The sequence below is a fragment of the Thioalkalivibrio sp. ALE10 genome, assembly GCF_000381385.1.
Lineage (GTDB): Bacteria > Pseudomonadota > Gammaproteobacteria > Ectothiorhodospirales > Ectothiorhodospiraceae > Thioalkalivibrio.
Genome location: NZ_KB906450.1, coordinates 138,549 through 153,195, shown reverse-complemented (window position 1 = coordinate 153,195; position 14,647 = coordinate 138,549). Strand labels below are relative to the sequence as shown.

Annotated in this window: 13 protein-coding genes and 1 riboswitch; of the genes, 3 read left to right on the top strand and 10 right to left on the bottom strand. The window is 68.6% G+C overall.

Features of this window, described 5'->3' with window-relative positions:
* Positions 1 to 7: 7 nt before the first annotated feature.
* The 3 genes from F788_RS0100760 to F788_RS0100750 are packed head-to-tail and all read right to left on the bottom strand — an operon-like array spanning position 8 to position 3,585.
* Positions 8 to 2,125 (bottom strand): CHASE2 domain-containing protein, encoded by a 2,118-nt coding sequence (locus F788_RS0100760; protein WP_019588944.1) that lies wholly within the window; start codon positions 2,123 to 2,125, stop codon positions 8 to 10.
* 57 nt (positions 2,126 to 2,182) lie between these two features.
* The gene (locus tag F788_RS0100755) at positions 2,183 to 3,088 is read right to left on the bottom strand and encodes a M48 family metalloprotease (protein ID WP_019588943.1); all 906 of its coding nucleotides are present in this window, start codon (positions 3,086 to 3,088) and stop codon (positions 2,183 to 2,185) included.
* On the bottom strand, positions 3,088 to 3,585 hold the full coding sequence (locus F788_RS0100750) for an SH3 domain-containing protein (protein WP_231364934.1): 498 nt from the start codon (positions 3,583 to 3,585) through the stop codon (positions 3,088 to 3,090). The genes F788_RS0100755 and F788_RS0100750 overlap by 1 nt, the downstream gene beginning before the upstream one ends.
* A gap of 222 nt (positions 3,586 to 3,807) precedes the next feature.
* On the opposite strand from F788_RS0100750, the gene F788_RS0100745 reads away from it, so the two are divergent.
* Entirely contained in the window at positions 3,808 to 4,905 is a 1,098-nt protein-coding gene (locus F788_RS0100745) for a diguanylate cyclase (protein ID WP_019588942.1), read from the top strand.
* Between the two features lie 9 nt (positions 4,906 to 4,914).
* On the opposite strand, the gene thiC is transcribed toward F788_RS0100745, so the two are convergent.
* The gene (thiC, locus tag F788_RS0100740) at positions 4,915 to 6,804 is read right to left on the bottom strand and encodes a phosphomethylpyrimidine synthase ThiC (protein WP_019588941.1); all 1,890 of its coding nucleotides are present in this window, start codon (positions 6,802 to 6,804) and stop codon (positions 4,915 to 4,917) included.
* Between the two features lie 80 nt (positions 6,805 to 6,884).
* A riboswitch (TPP riboswitch) is annotated at positions 6,885 to 6,993 on the bottom strand.
* Between the two features lie 82 nt (positions 6,994 to 7,075).
* On the opposite strand from thiC, the gene F788_RS0100735 reads away from it, so the two are divergent.
* Together F788_RS0100735 and F788_RS0100730 are read left to right on the top strand one after the other, a co-directional pair.
* Positions 7,076 to 7,756, top strand: a complete 681-nt coding sequence (locus F788_RS0100735) for a TIGR00153 family protein (protein WP_019022583.1) — start codon at positions 7,076 to 7,078, stop codon at positions 7,754 to 7,756.
* Positions 7,757 to 7,789: 33 nt separating this feature from the next.
* Positions 7,790 to 9,046 carry an inorganic phosphate transporter gene (locus tag F788_RS0100730; RefSeq protein ID WP_019588940.1) on the top strand — a complete coding sequence of 419 codons (1,257 nt, stop codon included), beginning with the start codon at positions 7,790 to 7,792 and terminating at the stop codon, positions 9,044 to 9,046.
* Between the two features lie 34 nt (positions 9,047 to 9,080).
* Here F788_RS0100730 and ubiB read toward each other — a convergent pair whose 3' ends face one another.
* From ubiB to hslV, 6 genes are all read right to left on the bottom strand, one after another.
* Positions 9,081 to 10,757, bottom strand: coding sequence for a ubiquinone biosynthesis regulatory protein kinase UbiB (gene ubiB / locus F788_RS0100725; RefSeq protein ID WP_019022581.1), 1,677 nt, complete (start codon positions 10,755 to 10,757; stop codon positions 9,081 to 9,083).
* A 5-nt stretch (positions 10,758 to 10,762) separates the two neighbouring features.
* Positions 10,763 to 11,362: an SCP2 domain-containing protein gene (locus F788_RS0100720; RefSeq protein ID WP_019022580.1), complete on the bottom strand. Its 600-nt coding sequence runs from the start codon at positions 11,360 to 11,362 to the stop codon at positions 10,763 to 10,765.
* Positions 11,363 to 11,381: 19 nt separating this feature from the next.
* Positions 11,382 to 12,134, bottom strand: coding sequence for a bifunctional demethylmenaquinone methyltransferase/2-methoxy-6-polyprenyl-1,4-benzoquinol methylase UbiE (gene ubiE, locus F788_RS0100715; RefSeq protein WP_018868851.1), 753 nt, complete (start codon positions 12,132 to 12,134; stop codon positions 11,382 to 11,384).
* A gap of 13 nt (positions 12,135 to 12,147) precedes the next feature.
* The gene (locus F788_RS0100710; RefSeq protein WP_018868852.1) at positions 12,148 to 12,513 is read right to left on the bottom strand and encodes a gamma-butyrobetaine hydroxylase-like domain-containing protein; all 366 of its coding nucleotides are present in this window, start codon (positions 12,511 to 12,513) and stop codon (positions 12,148 to 12,150) included.
* A 149-nt stretch (positions 12,514 to 12,662) separates the two neighbouring features.
* Positions 12,663 to 13,994, bottom strand: coding sequence for an ATP-dependent protease ATPase subunit HslU (hslU, locus tag F788_RS0100705; protein ID WP_019022578.1), 1,332 nt, complete (start codon positions 13,992 to 13,994; stop codon positions 12,663 to 12,665).
* Between the two features lie 55 nt (positions 13,995 to 14,049).
* Positions 14,050 to 14,592 carry an ATP-dependent protease subunit HslV gene (gene hslV, locus F788_RS0100700; protein WP_019641486.1) on the bottom strand — a complete coding sequence of 181 codons (543 nt, stop codon included), beginning with the start codon at positions 14,590 to 14,592 and terminating at the stop codon, positions 14,050 to 14,052.
* Positions 14,593 to 14,647 lie beyond the last annotated feature (55 nt).

Sequence of the window (14,647 nt, the reverse complement as noted above, 5' to 3'; positions counted from 1 at the left end):
GGCGCGGCTACTTCGCGTCGAGCTCCCAGACGCCGTCGCCGGCCTCGCCCTGTTCCAGCAGTCGCGTGCAGCGTTCGACGTAGCGTGCCGCGGGCGGGTCCTGATCGGCAATGGTCGCGAACAGCGCTCGCGCCTCCTCCACCCGGCCCTGCCTCAGGGTCTGCAGCGCCCGGGCGAAGACCTCGTAGCGCTCGGGAGCCGCATCCAGGGCCAGCCGCGCGACCGGCTCGTAGACCCGCACCGGGCGCGCCCGTCCGACCACGCGGATCTCGCCCAGCTCGCGGCAATACAACGTTTCGGGGAGCTTCCGTACGGTGCTCTCCGCGATCAGGGTGTACGTGCCGAAGACCTTGTTCGCCCCTTCCAGCCGCGCGGCCAGATTCACCGCGTCACCGAGCATGGTGTAGTCGAAACGGGTACGCGAACCCATGTTGCCGACCACCGCCTCGCCGGTGTTCACGCCGATACGCATCGCGAGATCGCGTCCGGCCCGCCCGCGCAGGCGCGGCGCCATGGCCGCCAGCCGGCGCTGACATTCGAGCGCCGCCTCCACCGCCCGGCGCGGATGATCGGGGACATCCACCGGCGCGTTCCAGAAGGCGATGATCGCATCCCCCTCGTACTTGTCGATGGTGGCACCGTAGGCCGTGAGGATGTCGGTCATCTCGGTCAGGTACTCGTTGAGCAGCCGCGTGAGATCATCCGGTGACAGCCGTTCGCTGAGGCTGGTAAACCCCTCCAGGTCACTGAAGAAGATGGTGAGTTCGCGGCGCTCGCCGCCCAGCTTCAGGCGATCGGGCTCCTCCAGCAGGCGCTCGATCACCTGCGGGCTGAGATACTGCGCGAAGGCCGCCTTGATGAAGCGCCGTTCACGGCCCTCGCGGGCATAGTTATAGACCGCGGCCCCCACGGTCCCCGTCAGCCCGGCCACCAGCGGCACGACCAGGGGCAGCCAGACCCCGCCGGCATGCGCAAAGCCGGACAGCAGCACCGGCGCCACCAGGGCGAACGCAATCGCCAGGGCCGTGCTCGCGCTGCTGCGCCCCAGCCCGGCGAGGAAGGCCGGCAGAAAGGCCAGCAGGCCCACCAGCACCTGCGCCCGGGTGGCGTCGACCTCGCGCATGAAACGCCCCGCGGTCAGGTTCTCCAGCATGGTCGCGTGGAACTCCACGCCGGGCGCACGCGGATCCAGCGGCAGCGGTCGCAGGTCGAACAGCCCGGCCGCTGACAGCCCCACCATCACGTGCCGCCCTTCGAGTTCCGCGGGGTCGACCGGGGTAGCGGCCCCGGGTTCGGCCTCGGCGTCAGCCGCCAGCCGCAGTTCGCTCTGGATGACCGCGGCCGCCCGCAGCCGCGTGCGCTCCGCGCCCGACCGGTCAAAGCGCAGGATCAGGCGACCCTCCGGGTCCAGCGGCAGACGCCGGTCACCCACCCGCAGCGCCCGCCCGTCGTCCTCCAGCCGCAGACCGGGCGACTCCCCCGCTCCCGCAAGAAAGGCCGCCAGCCCCAGACCCGGCACCAGTTCCCCGTCGAAGCGGGTCACCGGCGGAACCCGGCGGTAGACCCCGTCGGGATCCGGGGTGATGTGCACGTTGCCCATGCGCGCCGCCGATTGCGCAAGCTCGGGCACCGGAAAGGTCGCGCGGGAAAACGCGGGGAAATCGTCGCCGCCGGCCCCTTCCACCTCCACCGTCGCGGACGAGACGGGCGCGTCCTGCGGGAACCGGTCGTGGCGGGCGGCCTCCTCGCCGTACAGCGCGGCGAAGACCGTCGGACCGAAATCCTCGGCGGCCCGCGCAAAACGGCGATCATCATGCACGCCGAAACGGGAATCGTCGGTGTAGAGCACATCAAAGGTCAGCGAGGCGGCCCCCGCACGACGGGCGAAATCGGCGATCACCGCCGGGTACTCGCGCGGCCATGGCCAGCCCTGGCCCTGGGTATCCAGCGCCCACTCGAGGCTCTGCTCGTCGACCAGGATCAGCACGACCTCGTCGTCCTGGTCCGGAGGCATCAGCCCGGCCAGCAGGCGCGCCTGCAGGTCGTAGGCCGCCCGCTCCGGACCGTCGACCCAGCCCGACTGCTCCGCCACCAGGGCCAGCAGGACCGCCAGCAGCCCGGTCATCAGGGCCCGCCGGAAACGGCCTCCGGAGCGGGAGCTGGCGGACATCCGGAGTCGCCGTCAGAGGGCCGCGCGGAACCGCGAGAAACGCTCGGCCCGGGCCTCGCTGCGCGAGTCCGCCGGCTCCAGCCCCAGCTCCGCGATGCGCCTGGAGGGCGATGGATGGGTGCGGGCGAATCCCGGGCCCTGCGGGTCCCATTCGTCATCCATGCGCTCCAGCACGCGAGTCAGCGCCTCGGGGCGATAGCCCGTGCGCTCGAGGATGGCCACCGCGCCGGCATCGGCCTCGCGCTCGAACTCGCGCGAATAGCCATTCACGAACAGGGTCCGGGTGATGTCGTCGATGGAGTCCTCGAAGATGTCCGTCAGCTCGCGCAGATCATCGTCCCCCGCCAGCTGCGCCCCGGTCAGCGCCGCACTGGTAAGCGCCGCGGTCACGCGCGAGCTGCGGATCGCCTGCAGGCCGTGGCGCTCCTGCACGTGCGCGATCTCGTGCGCGAGGATGGCCGCCAGTTCGTCCTCGGTTTCCGCCAGCCGGGCCATGCCGCGGGTGATGAAGATATGCCCGCCCGGGGTGGCAAAGGCATTGAGCTCGTCGGAATCCAGCAGGCGGAAGGAATACCCCTGATAGAGGCTCGGGCGCTCCGAGTGCAGGGCCAGGACCCCGCCCAGGTTGTTGAGGTACGCCTGTGCGGCCGGATCATCGAGGACCGCGTAGTCCTCCAGCACCCGGGCCGCCACGGCGCGGCCGATGAAATATTCCTGCTCCGGGGTGAAGTCCTCCATGCTGCGCTCCGCCAGCTCACCGGTCTGGCGCAGGCTTTCGGCCTGCCGCGCATCCAGCACGCCGGTCCGGGTCCCCAGCTCGGCACCCACCGAAGCGACCGTGCGGCAACCCGCCAGCAGCGCCAGCGACAGTACCAGGAACACCAACGGCAGCAGGGATGATCCGTTGCAGACCCGCATCACTCACCCCCCGGCAGATGCAGCTCGCCCTGCTCGATGAATGCCCTCAGATCCTCGGGATCCGCTCCCCCGGCTTCCATCCGGTCGACCGGGGCAAAGGACAGGCCGCGCTCACGGCGATAGCGCTCTTCCACCTCCTCGTTGAAGCCGCGCCCGGCCAGCGCGATCTCGTCGCGGTCCGCGTCCCGTTCAACGTCGTCTCCGTCCTCCGTCAGGATCACCGGATCCCGGCTCAGCGCGGACGGGTGCAGCCAGCCCTCCTCGCCGGCCTCGCTGCGCACCCGCAGAAATCCCTGGCTATGGTCCCTGACCTCGACTCGGGTGCCGTAATCGAGATGACCACGGATCGCGCTCAGATGACCGGGCGCCTCGCGCAGCTCGGCCGAACGCACGGCCACGTCCCCGGGATCGCCGCGCTCGAAGGCCAGCGCCACGGAGCCGGGACCGGCGACGGCCAGCACGAGAAACAGCACCGGGAGGGTTCGGATTCGCAACATGGAAGGACCTCGACCGTGAGTGATTGCCCGCGACGGAAAACCCGACGGACAATGGACATTCTTCCTACCGAAGCGGGCCCACAGCGTCAACCCGCCAGGCGAGGCCATCGCTCCTGCCGGGCTGACATTTTCCGGTGAATACCCGCATCATGATGGTGGCGGGCCCATGGTGCCCCGGTGGCACACCGGCGGCGGAGGCCGGTCTCGCAACGGGGGGTCAATTTGGAGACGGAACGACCACTGCGGGCCCGACTGGATCCGCTGCACGGCGAAGACGAGGCGACCCGCCACGCGTTCTCGGCCTGGCTGCGGGCCACGCGCATCCCGCAGGTTCGCTACATCGCGCTTCTGACCGCCGCGATGTATCTGCTGTACGCCGGCATCGAACAGACGGTGGACGCCGATGCGGCCGGCCTGCGCGTCTTCGCCCATGCCCTGCTGGTCCCGGGGATGCTGCTGGCGGTGGCGGCGATGAGCCTGCGGGCCTCCCTGCAGCGCTGGATGTGGGCATTGCTGATGATCGCGCCGGTGGTCGCGAACGCCGCCAATCTGCACCTGAACGCGGGCTCGCCGCAGTTCCTGGTGTTCGCCCCCGAGATCTACCTGAGCATCATCTGGACCTTCACGGTATCGGGACTGACGCTGCGTCAGGCCTCGATTTCGGCCGGAGCGATCGTCGCCCTGGTGATTGCCGCGACGATCCAGCTGCCGATGCCGACCGGACTGGTGCAGCTGCATCTGTTCTGGATACTGGCGGCCTTCTCGTTCGGGTTGCTGGCCGCCTTCATCCTGGAACGCGCGCTCAAGGCCACGTTCCTGCAGCAGTGCGAGCTGGCGCATTCCGCGCAGATCGATTCGCTGACCTCGCTGTGGAACCGCGCGCACATCGAACAGCGGTTCGAGGAGGAGCGCGCCCGCGCCGAGCGCTACGGCCAGCCGTTCTCGGTGATCCTGATGGATATCGACCACTTCAAGGCGGTGAACGACACCTGGGGCCACAGCGTCGGCGACGCGGTGCTGCAGCAGTTCGCCGAACTGTTGCGCCAACACCTGCGCAAGGCGGACGCCGCGGGGCGGATCGGCGGGGAGGAATTCTTCGTGCTGCTGCGGCAGACCCGGGCCGACCAGGGCGTGGCCGCCGCCCGCGACCTGCAGGCCCGCATCAATGCCTTCGACTTCGAGACGGTCGGGCCGCTCACCGCGAGCTTCGGGGTGACCGAATACCGACCCGGCGAGGACCGGGTCGACACCTTCGACCGTGCCGACCGGGCCCTGTACGCGGCCAAGAAGAATGGCCGCGACCGCATCGAAGTACGCTAACGCGGCGGCTCACACCTCGCGGTAGATCTGCGCGCCCTTCTCGACGAACTCCACCGCCTTCTCCTGCATGCCCTTTTCCAGCGCCTCCTGTTCCGAAAGCCCCTGGGCCGCGGCGTAGTCGCGCACGTCCTGGGTGATCTTCATCGAGCAGAAGTTCGGGCCGCACATGGAACAGAAGTGGGCGACCTTGTGCGCTTCCTTCGGCAGGGTCTCGTCGTGGAATTCGCGTGCGCGCTCCGGGTCCAGCGCCAGGTTGAACTGGTCCTCCCAGCGGAATTCGAAGCGCGCCTTGCTGAGTGCGTTGTCCTGCAGCTGCGCGCCGGGGAAGCCCTTGGCCAGATCGGCGGCGTGGGCGGCGATCTTGTAGGTGATGATGCCGTCGCGCACGTCCTGCTTGTTCGGCAGGCCCAGATGTTCCTTCGGTGTCACGTAGCAGAGCATCGCGGTGCCGTACCAGCCGATGTTGGCCGCGCCGATGCCGGAGGTGATGTGGTCGTAGGCCGGGGCGATGTCGGTCACCAGCGGGCCGAGGGTGTAGAAGGGCGCCTCGAAGCAGTCCTCCAGCTCCTTGTCGACGTTCTCCTTCACCTTCTGCAGCGGCACGTGGCCGGGGCCCTCGATCATCACCTGCACGTCGTGCGCCCAGGCCTTCTGCGTCAGCTCGCCCAGGGTCTCCAGCTCGCCGAACTGCGCGGCGTCGTTGGCGTCCGCCAGGCAGCCGGGGCGCAGGCCGTCACCCAGCGAGAACGAGACATCGAAGGCCTGCATGATCTCGCAGATCTCGTCGAAGCGGGTGTAGAGGAAGCTCTCCTCGTGATGCGCCAGGCACCACTTGGCCATGATCGAGCCGCCGCGCGAGACGATGCCGGTCACGCGGTCGGCGGTCAGCGGCACGTACTGCAAGCGCACGCCGGCGTGGATGGTGAAGTAGTCCACGCCCTGTTCCGCCTGCTCGATCAGGGTGTCGCGGAACAGCTCCCAGGTCAGGTCCTCCGGCTTGCCGTCGACCTTCTCCAGCGCCTGGTAGATCGGCACGGTGCCGATCGGCACCGGCGAGTTGCGCAGGATCCACTCGCGGGTCTCGTGGATGTTCTTGCCGGTAGACAGGTCCATCAGGGTGTCGCCGCCCCAGCGCGCGGACCACACCAGCTTCTCGACCTCTTCCTCGATCGACGAGGAGACCGCCGAGTTGCCGATGTTGGTGTTGACCTTCACCCGGAAGTTGCGGCCGATGATCATCGGCTCGAGCTCCGGGTGGTTGATGTTCGCGGGGATGATCGCGCGGCCGCGGGCGATCTCGTCGCGCACGAACTCGGGCGTGATCTCCTCGGGGATCGAGGCCCCGAACGACTCGCCGGCGTGGCTTCGCAGCAACTTCTGGTAGCGCGGGTCGGCGCGCAGCGCCTCGAGGCGGTTGTTCTCGCGGATGGCGACGAACTCCATCTCCGGGGTGATGAGGCCCTGGCGGGCGTAGTGCATCTGCGAGACGTTCGCCCCGGCCTGCGCGCGGCGCGGCGGGCGGATGTGCTCGAAGCGCAGGCTGGCCAGTTCCGGGTCGGCGGCGCGAGCACGGCCGTACTCCGAGCTCGGGCCGTCCAGCCACTCGGTGTCCGCGCGTTCGTCGATCCAGCCACCACGCAGATCCGCCAGGCCCCGGTGCAGGTCGATGGTCGCCTCGGGGTCGGTGTAGGGGCCGGAGGTGTCGTAGACCGGGATCGGCGGGTTCTCCTCGGGGGTGCCGGAGGTCATCGTCGGCGTCTGCGCGACCTCGCGATACGGCACGCGGATGTCCACACGCGAACCCTGGACGTAACGCTTCCCGGAGTTCGGGAACGGGCGGGTGACTTCGGCGGAGACCTCGGCGGTCTTGCGGGCAAACGACTCGGGGATGGCGCTCATGATCGGACCTCTGCTGCTGTCGCACGGGGCGAAGGGAGCGCGGGCAGGGCGATCGCGGGGGCAGGAACCCCGGGTGCAGCGGACCGTTGACCGAGCTTCCCTCCGCCGGTGTTAACCGGTTCAGGTTCAAGGGGACTCTCTCAGCCCCCTCGTCGCTCGCGACAACGGGGGGCACCCCCAGCTCACAGCCGAGTGTAACGCAGAGCCGCCCGGTAAGCACGGCGGGGTCGTTTGCGCTAGATTAAAGGTCTGTGACACTCTTCGCGCCGCCATGAGCCCCAAGAACTTTGTCTTCGAGCTGTTCGGCCGGTCCCCGGTGCGCCCGCTGCAGGCGCACATGGACAAGGTCCGTTCCTGTATCGCGGAACTGCCGCTGTTCATTCAGGCGGTGGATCGCGAAGACTGGGATGCGGCCCGCACCCATCAGGAGCGCATCGTCGAGCTCGAACACGACGCCGACCGCCTGAAGAAGGATCTGCGTCTGCACCTTCCCAAGGGGCTGATGCTCGCCATGTCGCGCCGCGACGTCCTCGACACCCTCCTCATCCAGGACCAGATCGCCAACAAGGCCAAGGACATCGCCGGGCTCATGCTGGGCCGCCAGATGCGTTTCCCCGACGACATGCAGGAACCGGTACAGCGGTTCCTGCAGCGCAGCGTGGACACCGTCGACCAGGCCGGCCGCGCGGTCAACGAACTGGACGAACTGGTGGAAGCCGGTTTCCGCGGCCACGAGGTCGAGGTCGTCAACCGCATCCTGCAGAAGCTCGACAGCCTCGAGCACGAGGCCGATGACGCCCAGCGCGAGGTCCGCGAGATGCTGTTTGCCCGGGAGACGGAGCTGCCGCCGGTGAACGTGATGTTCATGTATCGCGTGATCGACTCCATTGGCGATCTCGCCGACCTGGCACAGCGCGTGGGCAGCCGCCTGCAGCTGATGCTGGCCAAGTAACCACCCGATACAAGACGAGGCTCGGGAGACGGCATGGAATACGGCATTGTGCTGCTCGCCCTTGCGGTCATCTTCGGTCTGTTCATGGCCTGGGGCATCGGCGCCAACGACGTGGCCAATGCCATGGGCACCTCGGTTGGGTCACGTGCCCTGACCATCCGCCAGGCGGTGGTGGTGGCCGGGGTCTTCGTGTTCGCCGGTGCCTGGCTGGCCGGGGGCGAGGTGACCCAGACCATCCGCAGCGGGATGGTCGATTCCGAGCTACTGGCGGACAGTCCGGACCTGCTGGTGTTCGGGATGCTGGCGGCCCTGGCGGCGGCCGGGACCTGGCTGATGGTCGCGTCCTATTTCGGCTGGCCGGTCTCCACCACGCATTCCATCATCGGCGCCATCATCGGCTTCGCGGTGGTCGGGCTCGGGTTCGAGGTGGTGCGCTGGGAGCGGGTCGGCACCATCGCGGCATCCTGGGTTCTTTCGCCGATGATCGGCGGCGCGATCGCGTTCGCCCTGTTCCGCAGCGTGCAGCTCCTGATCCTGGACACGGTCGACCCGCTGAAAAACGCAAAGCGCTGGGCCCCGCTGTACATCTTCCTCACCGCCTTCGTGACCGCGCTGGTCACCATGTTCAAGGGGCTGACCCATGTCGGCCTCAATCTCACCACCGTACAGAGTTACGGCCTTGCGATCCTGATCAGCCTGATCGTGGTGGCGTTCGGCATGCTGGCCATCCGCCGGCTGCGGTTCGAGGAGATCCCGGCGGACGAAAACGGCTCGCACTTCAGTGACGTCGAGAAGGTCTTCGGCGTGCTGATGGTGGTCACGGGCTGCGCCATGGCCTTTGCCCTGGGCTCCAACGACGTGGCCAATGCGGTAGGCCCGCTGGCCGCGGTGGTGGACGTGATCCAGACCGGCGAGGTGGACCCGGAGACGCTGGTGCCGATGTGGGTGCTGCTGCTGGGCGGCTTCGGGATCGTGTTCGGCCTGTTCACCTACGGCCACAAGGTGATCGCCACGGTGGGCACCGGCATCACCCAGCTGACCCCCAGCCGCGGCTATTCCGCGACGGCGGCTGCGGCCGCCACCGTGGTGCTGGCCTCGGGCACCGGCCTGCCGATCTCCACCACCCACACCCTGGTGGGCGCGATCCTCGGCGTGGGCCTGGCCCGCGGGATCGCGGCGATCGACCTGCGCCTGGTACGCATGATCTTCATGTCGTGGATCGTGACCCTGCCGGCCGGGGCGATCCTGGCGATCCTGTTCTTCTACGTGCTGCGCGGCCTGCTCGGCTGAGGCCCGGGCCGGGCCAGGAACGGAGCCGGCCGGGTCAGTTCTGCGGCCGCGGCGGCAGCGGCCGCAGGCTGAACAACAGCAGACCCAGGCCCAGGACCCCGGCGGGCCACGCCGGCCAGGCGATCCCCAGCCATTGCGGCACGTCGAGCTGGAAAGTCAGGCCCGCCACCACCAGCAGCCCCAGCGCGGCCAGGCCCTCGCGCCGGCGCCGGTCCTGCCGGCCGAGACCGTCCTCCAGCTCGCGGATCTGCTGGCGCAGCGCGGCATCGCGTTCGGCCCGCTGCTCCTCCACCGTCAGCGCCTTCTCCACATGCAGCGGCAGCTCCGGCAGATGGGCCAGCAGCCGCGGCAGGTGTTCGCGCGCGCTGCGGAAGAAGGCTCGCGTCCCCATGCGCTCGTGCATCCACTGCTCGATGAACGGCTTGGCCGTCGTCCACAGGTCCAGCTGCGGGTACAGCTGGCGCCCCAGGCCCTCGATGTTCAGCAGGGTCTTCTGCAGCAGCACCAGCTGCGGCTGGACCTCCATGTCGAAGCGCCGCGCGGTCTGGAACAGCCGCATCAGCACCTGGCCGAAGGAGATCTCGTCCAGCGGCTTCTGAAAGATCGGCTCGCACACCGACCGGATCGCCGCCTCGAACTCGTCGACCCGGGTGTCCTTCGGCACCCAGCCGGACTCCACGTGCAACTCGGCCACGCGCCGGTAGTCACGGTTGAAGAAGGCGTAGAAGTTCTCCGCGAGGTAGCGCTGATCGGAGTCCAGCAGCGAGCCGACGATGCCGAAATCGACCGCGCGGTACGTCGGGTCGTCCGGATGGGTGGCATCGACGAAGATATTGCCCGGGTGCATGTCGGCGTGGAAGAAGTTGTGCTTGAACACCTGGGTGAAGAAGATCTCCACGCCGCGCTCCGCCAGCAGCCGCAGGTCCACCCCGCGTTCACGCAGGGCGGCCACGTCGGCCACCGGAATGCCCTCGATGCGTTCCATCACCAGCACGCTCTGGCGCGTGTAGTCCCAGATGATCTCCGGGATGTAGAGCAGGTGGCTGTCCGCGAAATTGCGATGGATGGCCGCCGCGTTGGCGCCCTCGCGGATCAGGTCCAGCTCATCGGTGACGGTCTTTTCGTACTCGTCCACCACCTCGCGCGGGCGCAGCCGGCGGGCCTCGCTCCAGTAGCGATCCGCCAGCGCGGCGATGGTATGCATCACCTCGAGGTCCGCACGGATGGTCTTCAGGATGCCGGGCCGCACGACCTTCACCACCACCTCGCGGCCGTCCTGCAGCCGCGCCTCGTGCACCTGGGCGATGGAGGCCGAGGCCAGCGGGGTATCGGAAAACTCGGCAAAGGCGATGTCCACCGGGCGTTCCAGCTCGGCCTCGATCACCGCGCGCGCTCGGTCGGCGGGGAACGGCGGGACGCGATCCTGCAGGCGCGCCAGCTCCACCGCGATGTCGTCCGGGAGGAGGTCGCGGCGGGTCGACAGCATCTGCCCGAACTTGATGAAGATCGGGCCCAGGTCCTCCAGCGCGCGGCGGATGCGTTCGCCCCGCGTGCCCCGGGTGCGGCGGAACCAGTTCCATGGCGCGAGATAGAGCAGGAAGCTCAGCGGGCGCAGCGGCTTGAGGGTGAACAGGATGACGTCCAGGCGGTAGCGCACCAGGACCCGGGCGATGGTCCACAGCCGCAGACCCTGGTAGAAGCTGCGTCGCATGGGGGTCAGGCGTCTCCGGATTCGAGACGGCGCAGGCGCGCCTCCAGCCGGGCGGTATCGTCACGCAGGCGGGCCACGTCCTCGCTGAAGGCCTCGAAGGCCCCGGACGGCGGCAGCCAGCCCGCCTCGTCGCGGGCATAATCGGCCAGGTCCTCGGCGGAGCGCGTGGCCGCATGACGCAGGCCGCCGGTCGCACGCCGGAACAGGTCCTGCAGCGGACCCGCGGACCCGGCGCCGGCGACCCGTTCGAACAGGGCCGCCCAGTCATGCTCGGCCTCGCCCAGCGCGCGCTGCAGATCGGACAGCGCGGTGGCATCCCCCTCGATCTGCAGGCCGCTGCGGTCGTCGCGGGCCATGGCCGCCCCCAGCGACAATGGCGAGCCGGCCACGCGGGCATCCACGGGTTCTTCCACGCCCCCGATCACCTGCAGGCGGTCAGCGGCACCCACCAGACTGAACGCGACCCCGGGCGGCTCGACCACGATGGCCACCGCGCGTCCGGCCAGGCGTTCGCGCGCGTGGGGCGGGGCGGCCTCCAGGAGCTCGTTCAGCAGGGTCTCGACCAGAGCGGTGACGGGGCTCGGCAGGGCGGCGGGCTCGGCCATCGCGATTCTTCTCCGGCTGTTACAGGCGGGTAGCGCGGTGCAGGGCGACGATGCCGCCCGTCAGGTTGTCGTATTCGACGCGTTCCAGGCCGGCATCGCGCATCAGCCCGGCGAGGGTCTCCTGATCCGGGTGCATGCGGATGGATTCGGCCAGATAGCGATAGGAGTCGGCATCATTGGCGACCAGACGGCCCATCAGCGGCAGGAGCTTGAAGGAATAGACATCGTAGGCCGGCCGCAATGGCGCCACCGGCTGCGAAAACTCCAGGATCAGCACCCGACCGCCGGGCTTGAGCACCCGGCGCATCTCCGCCAGCGCGTTTTCCTTGCGGGTCACGTTGCGCAGGCCGAAGGCCATGGTGATGCGGTCGAATGACTCGTCGGGATACGGCAGGACTTCGGCATCCGCCTGCACGTATTCGATGTTGCCAACCCGACCCTCGTCGATCAGCCGGTCGCGCCCGGCCTCCAGCATGGAGGCGTTGATATCGCAGACCACGACCTGCCCCTTCGGCCCGACCCGCGGCGCGAACGCACTGGCCAGATCGCCGGTCCCGCCAGCAAGGTCGAGGATGCGCATGCCGGGGCGCACCCCGGCGCGCTCCACGGTGTAGCGCTTCCACACGCGGTGGATGCCCATGGACATCAGGTCGTTCATCACGTCGTAGCGGGAAGCCACGGAGTGGAACACCTGTCCGACCCGCTCGGTCTTCTCGGATTCGGAAACGGTCTGATAACCGAAGTGGGTCTTGCCGGGGTCGTCGTCGTTCATGAGTCTTCTTGCGTCAGTGGGTTCGGCGTTCGTGACCGGCCTGATGCAGCCGTTCCAGGTAATCCTGCCACAGACGCTCCTGTTCCGTACCCAGCTTGTAGAGGTAATCCCAGTCGTAGATGCCCGTATCGTGGCCGTCGGAGAACACCAGCTTGACCGCGTAGTTGCCGACCGGCTCGATCGCGGTGATGTTCACGTCCTCCTTGCCGACCTGCAGGACCTCCTGTCCGGGGCCGTGTCCGCGCACCTCGGCCGACGGCGAATACACCCGCAGGAACTCGCAGGGCAGCTCGAAATGCGAGCCGTCGGCATAGCGCAGCTCGAGGATGCGCGACTTCTGGTGCAGCTGGATGTCCGTGGGTCGTTGCGTACTGCTCATGCGGCCTCCGACGTGCGGCGCCCGGATTGCCCGGGACGATGGGAACGCCCGGAACCGCCAGGGCGGTTCCGGAATCACTGCCGCCGGCGAGGATACCAGCCCGCGCGCCCCGGCGGGCATACCCCGGCACGGGCTCCGGGGTTGGCGCGCTACAGGATGTAGCGCGACAGGTCCTCGTCCTCGGCCAGGTCGCTCAGGCGTTCGTCGACGAACGCGCGGTCGATCACGACCGGTTCCGGGATATCGGGGGCGCGGAAGGCGACGTCCTGCAGCAGGCGTTCGAGCACGGTGTGCAGCCGCCGCGCGCCGATGTTCTCGGTGCGCGCATTGACGTCGTGGGCGATCTCGGCGAGGCGCTGCACGCCCTCGTCGCGGAATTCCACGCTGACGCCTTCGGTCTTCATCAGCTCGACGTACTGCTCGGTCAGCGACGCGGTGGGCTCGGTCAGGATGCGCACGAAGGCCTCCACCGACAGCGGTTCCAGTTCCACCCGGATCGGCAGCCGGCCCTGGAGCTCGGGGACCATGTCCGACGGCTTGCTCAGGTGGAACGCGCCGGAGGCGATGAACAGGATGTGGTCGGTGCGCACCATGCCCAGCTTGGTGGACACGGTGGTGCCCTCGATCAGCGGCAGCAGGTCGCGCTGCACGCCCTCGCGGGAGACATCCGAGCCGCTCTTCTCGCTGCCCTTGGCGACCTTGTCGATCTCGTCGAGGAACACGATGCCGCTCTGCTCGACCCGCTCGATCGCCTTGACCTTGAGTTCTTCCTCGTTGACCAGGCGCGCGGCCTCCTCGTCCACCAGCAGACGCCGGGCATCGGCGATCTTCAGGCGCCGCTGCTGGCTCTTCTGGCCACCCATGTTCTGGAACATCGACTGCAGCTGGCTGGCCATCTCTTCCATGCCGGGCGGTGTCATCAGTTCGACGTTCTGCCCCTGCTGCTGGAGCTCGATGTCGATCTCGCGCTCATCCAGGCTGCCCTCGCGCAGGCGCTTGCGCAGCTTCTGCCGGGTCTCGTTGTTGGCTGCGTCGTCGCCGGACTCGGTGAAACCGGCGTTGCGCGGCCGCGGCAGCAGGGCATCGAGGATGCGCTCCTCGGCGGCGTCCTCGGCCTGGCCGCGGTGCTGCTGCATCTCTTCCTCGCGCAGCTGCTTGATCGCGTTTTCGGCCAGGTCCCGGATGATCGACTCCACATCGCGCCCGACATAGCCGACTTCGGTGAACTTGGTCGCCTCGACCTTGATGAACGGGGCCTTGGCCAGCTTCGCCAGGCGGCGGGCGATCTCGGTCTTGCCGACGCCGGTGGGGCCGATCATCAGGATGTTCTTGGGCGTGACCTCGGGCTGCAGGGCCTCGGGCAGCTGTCGCCGGCGCCAGCGGTTGCGCAGGGCGACGGCCACGGAACGCTTGGCCCCGTCCTGGCCAATGATGTAGCGATCCAGTTCCTGGACGATTTCGCGGGGGGTCATGTCGCTCATGGCTTGCGGTCCTGAAGGGTCGCGGCCGGGGAGCCTTGCGGGCGACGCCGGGGCGTCACTCGGCGTCGAGGCTCTCCAGCGTGATGTTGTGATTGGTGTAGACGCAGATGTCGGCGGCGGTATGGAGGCTCTTCTCCACCACGTCGCGCGCCGGCAGATCGGTGTTCTGCAGCAGGGCCTGGGCCGAGGCCTGGGCGTAGGGGCCGCCGGAGCCGATCGCGATCAGCGCGTTCTCGGGCTCGATCACGTCGCCATTGCCCGAGATCACGAACGAGTTCTCGCGATCGGACACCGCCAGCAGCGCCTCCAGCTTGCGCAGCGCACGGTCGGTGCGCCAGTCCTTGGCCAGCTCGACCGCGGCCCGGGTGATGTTGCCGGAGTGCTTCTCCAGCATGCCCTCGAAGCGCTCGAACAGGGTAAAGGCGTCGGCCGTGCCGCCGGCGAAACCGGCGAGGATGCGGTCGTGATAGACGCGGCGCACCTTGCGCGCGTTGCCCTTCATCACGGTGTTGCCCAGCGATACCTGGCCGTCGCCGCCCAGGGTCACGGCGCCGTTGCGGCGCACGCAGACGATGGTGGTGCCACGAAACTGCTCCACGGTGGTCTCCTGCAATCGGTGGTCGGATCCGGACCGGGATTGTACGCGGTTGCGC

Excerpts from the sequence above, each read along its gene's own strand:
- F788_RS0100730 (WP_019588940.1), top strand. The coding sequence starts at position 7,790 with ATGGAATACGGCATTGTGCTGCTCGCCCTTGCGGTCATCTTCGGTCTG.
- F788_RS0100750 (WP_231364934.1), bottom strand. The coding sequence starts at position 3,585 with ATGTTGCGAATCCGAACCCTCCCGGTGCTGTTTCTCGTGCTGGCCGTC.
- ubiE (WP_018868851.1), bottom strand. The coding sequence starts at position 12,134 with ATGAACGACGACGACCCCGGCAAGACCCACTTCGGTTATCAGACCGTT.
- thiC (WP_019588941.1), bottom strand. The coding sequence starts at position 6,804 with ATGAGCGCCATCCCCGAGTCGTTTGCCCGCAAGACCGCCGAGGTCTCC.
- F788_RS0100760 (WP_019588944.1), bottom strand. The coding sequence starts at position 2,125 with ATGACCGGGCTGCTGGCGGTCCTGCTGGCCCTGGTGGCGGAGCAGTCG.
- F788_RS0100755 (WP_019588943.1), bottom strand. The coding sequence starts at position 3,088 with ATGCGGGTCTGCAACGGATCATCCCTGCTGCCGTTGGTGTTCCTGGTA.
- ubiB (WP_019022581.1), bottom strand. The coding sequence starts at position 10,757 with ATGCGACGCAGCTTCTACCAGGGTCTGCGGCTGTGGACCATCGCCCGG.
- F788_RS0100735 (WP_019022583.1), top strand. The coding sequence starts at position 7,076 with ATGAGCCCCAAGAACTTTGTCTTCGAGCTGTTCGGCCGGTCCCCGGTG.
- F788_RS0100720 (WP_019022580.1), bottom strand. The coding sequence starts at position 11,362 with ATGGCCGAGCCCGCCGCCCTGCCGAGCCCCGTCACCGCTCTGGTCGAG.
- F788_RS0100710 (WP_018868852.1), bottom strand. The coding sequence starts at position 12,513 with ATGAGCAGTACGCAACGACCCACGGACATCCAGCTGCACCAGAAGTCG.
- hslU (WP_019022578.1), bottom strand. The coding sequence starts at position 13,994 with ATGAGCGACATGACCCCCCGCGAAATCGTCCAGGAACTGGATCGCTAC.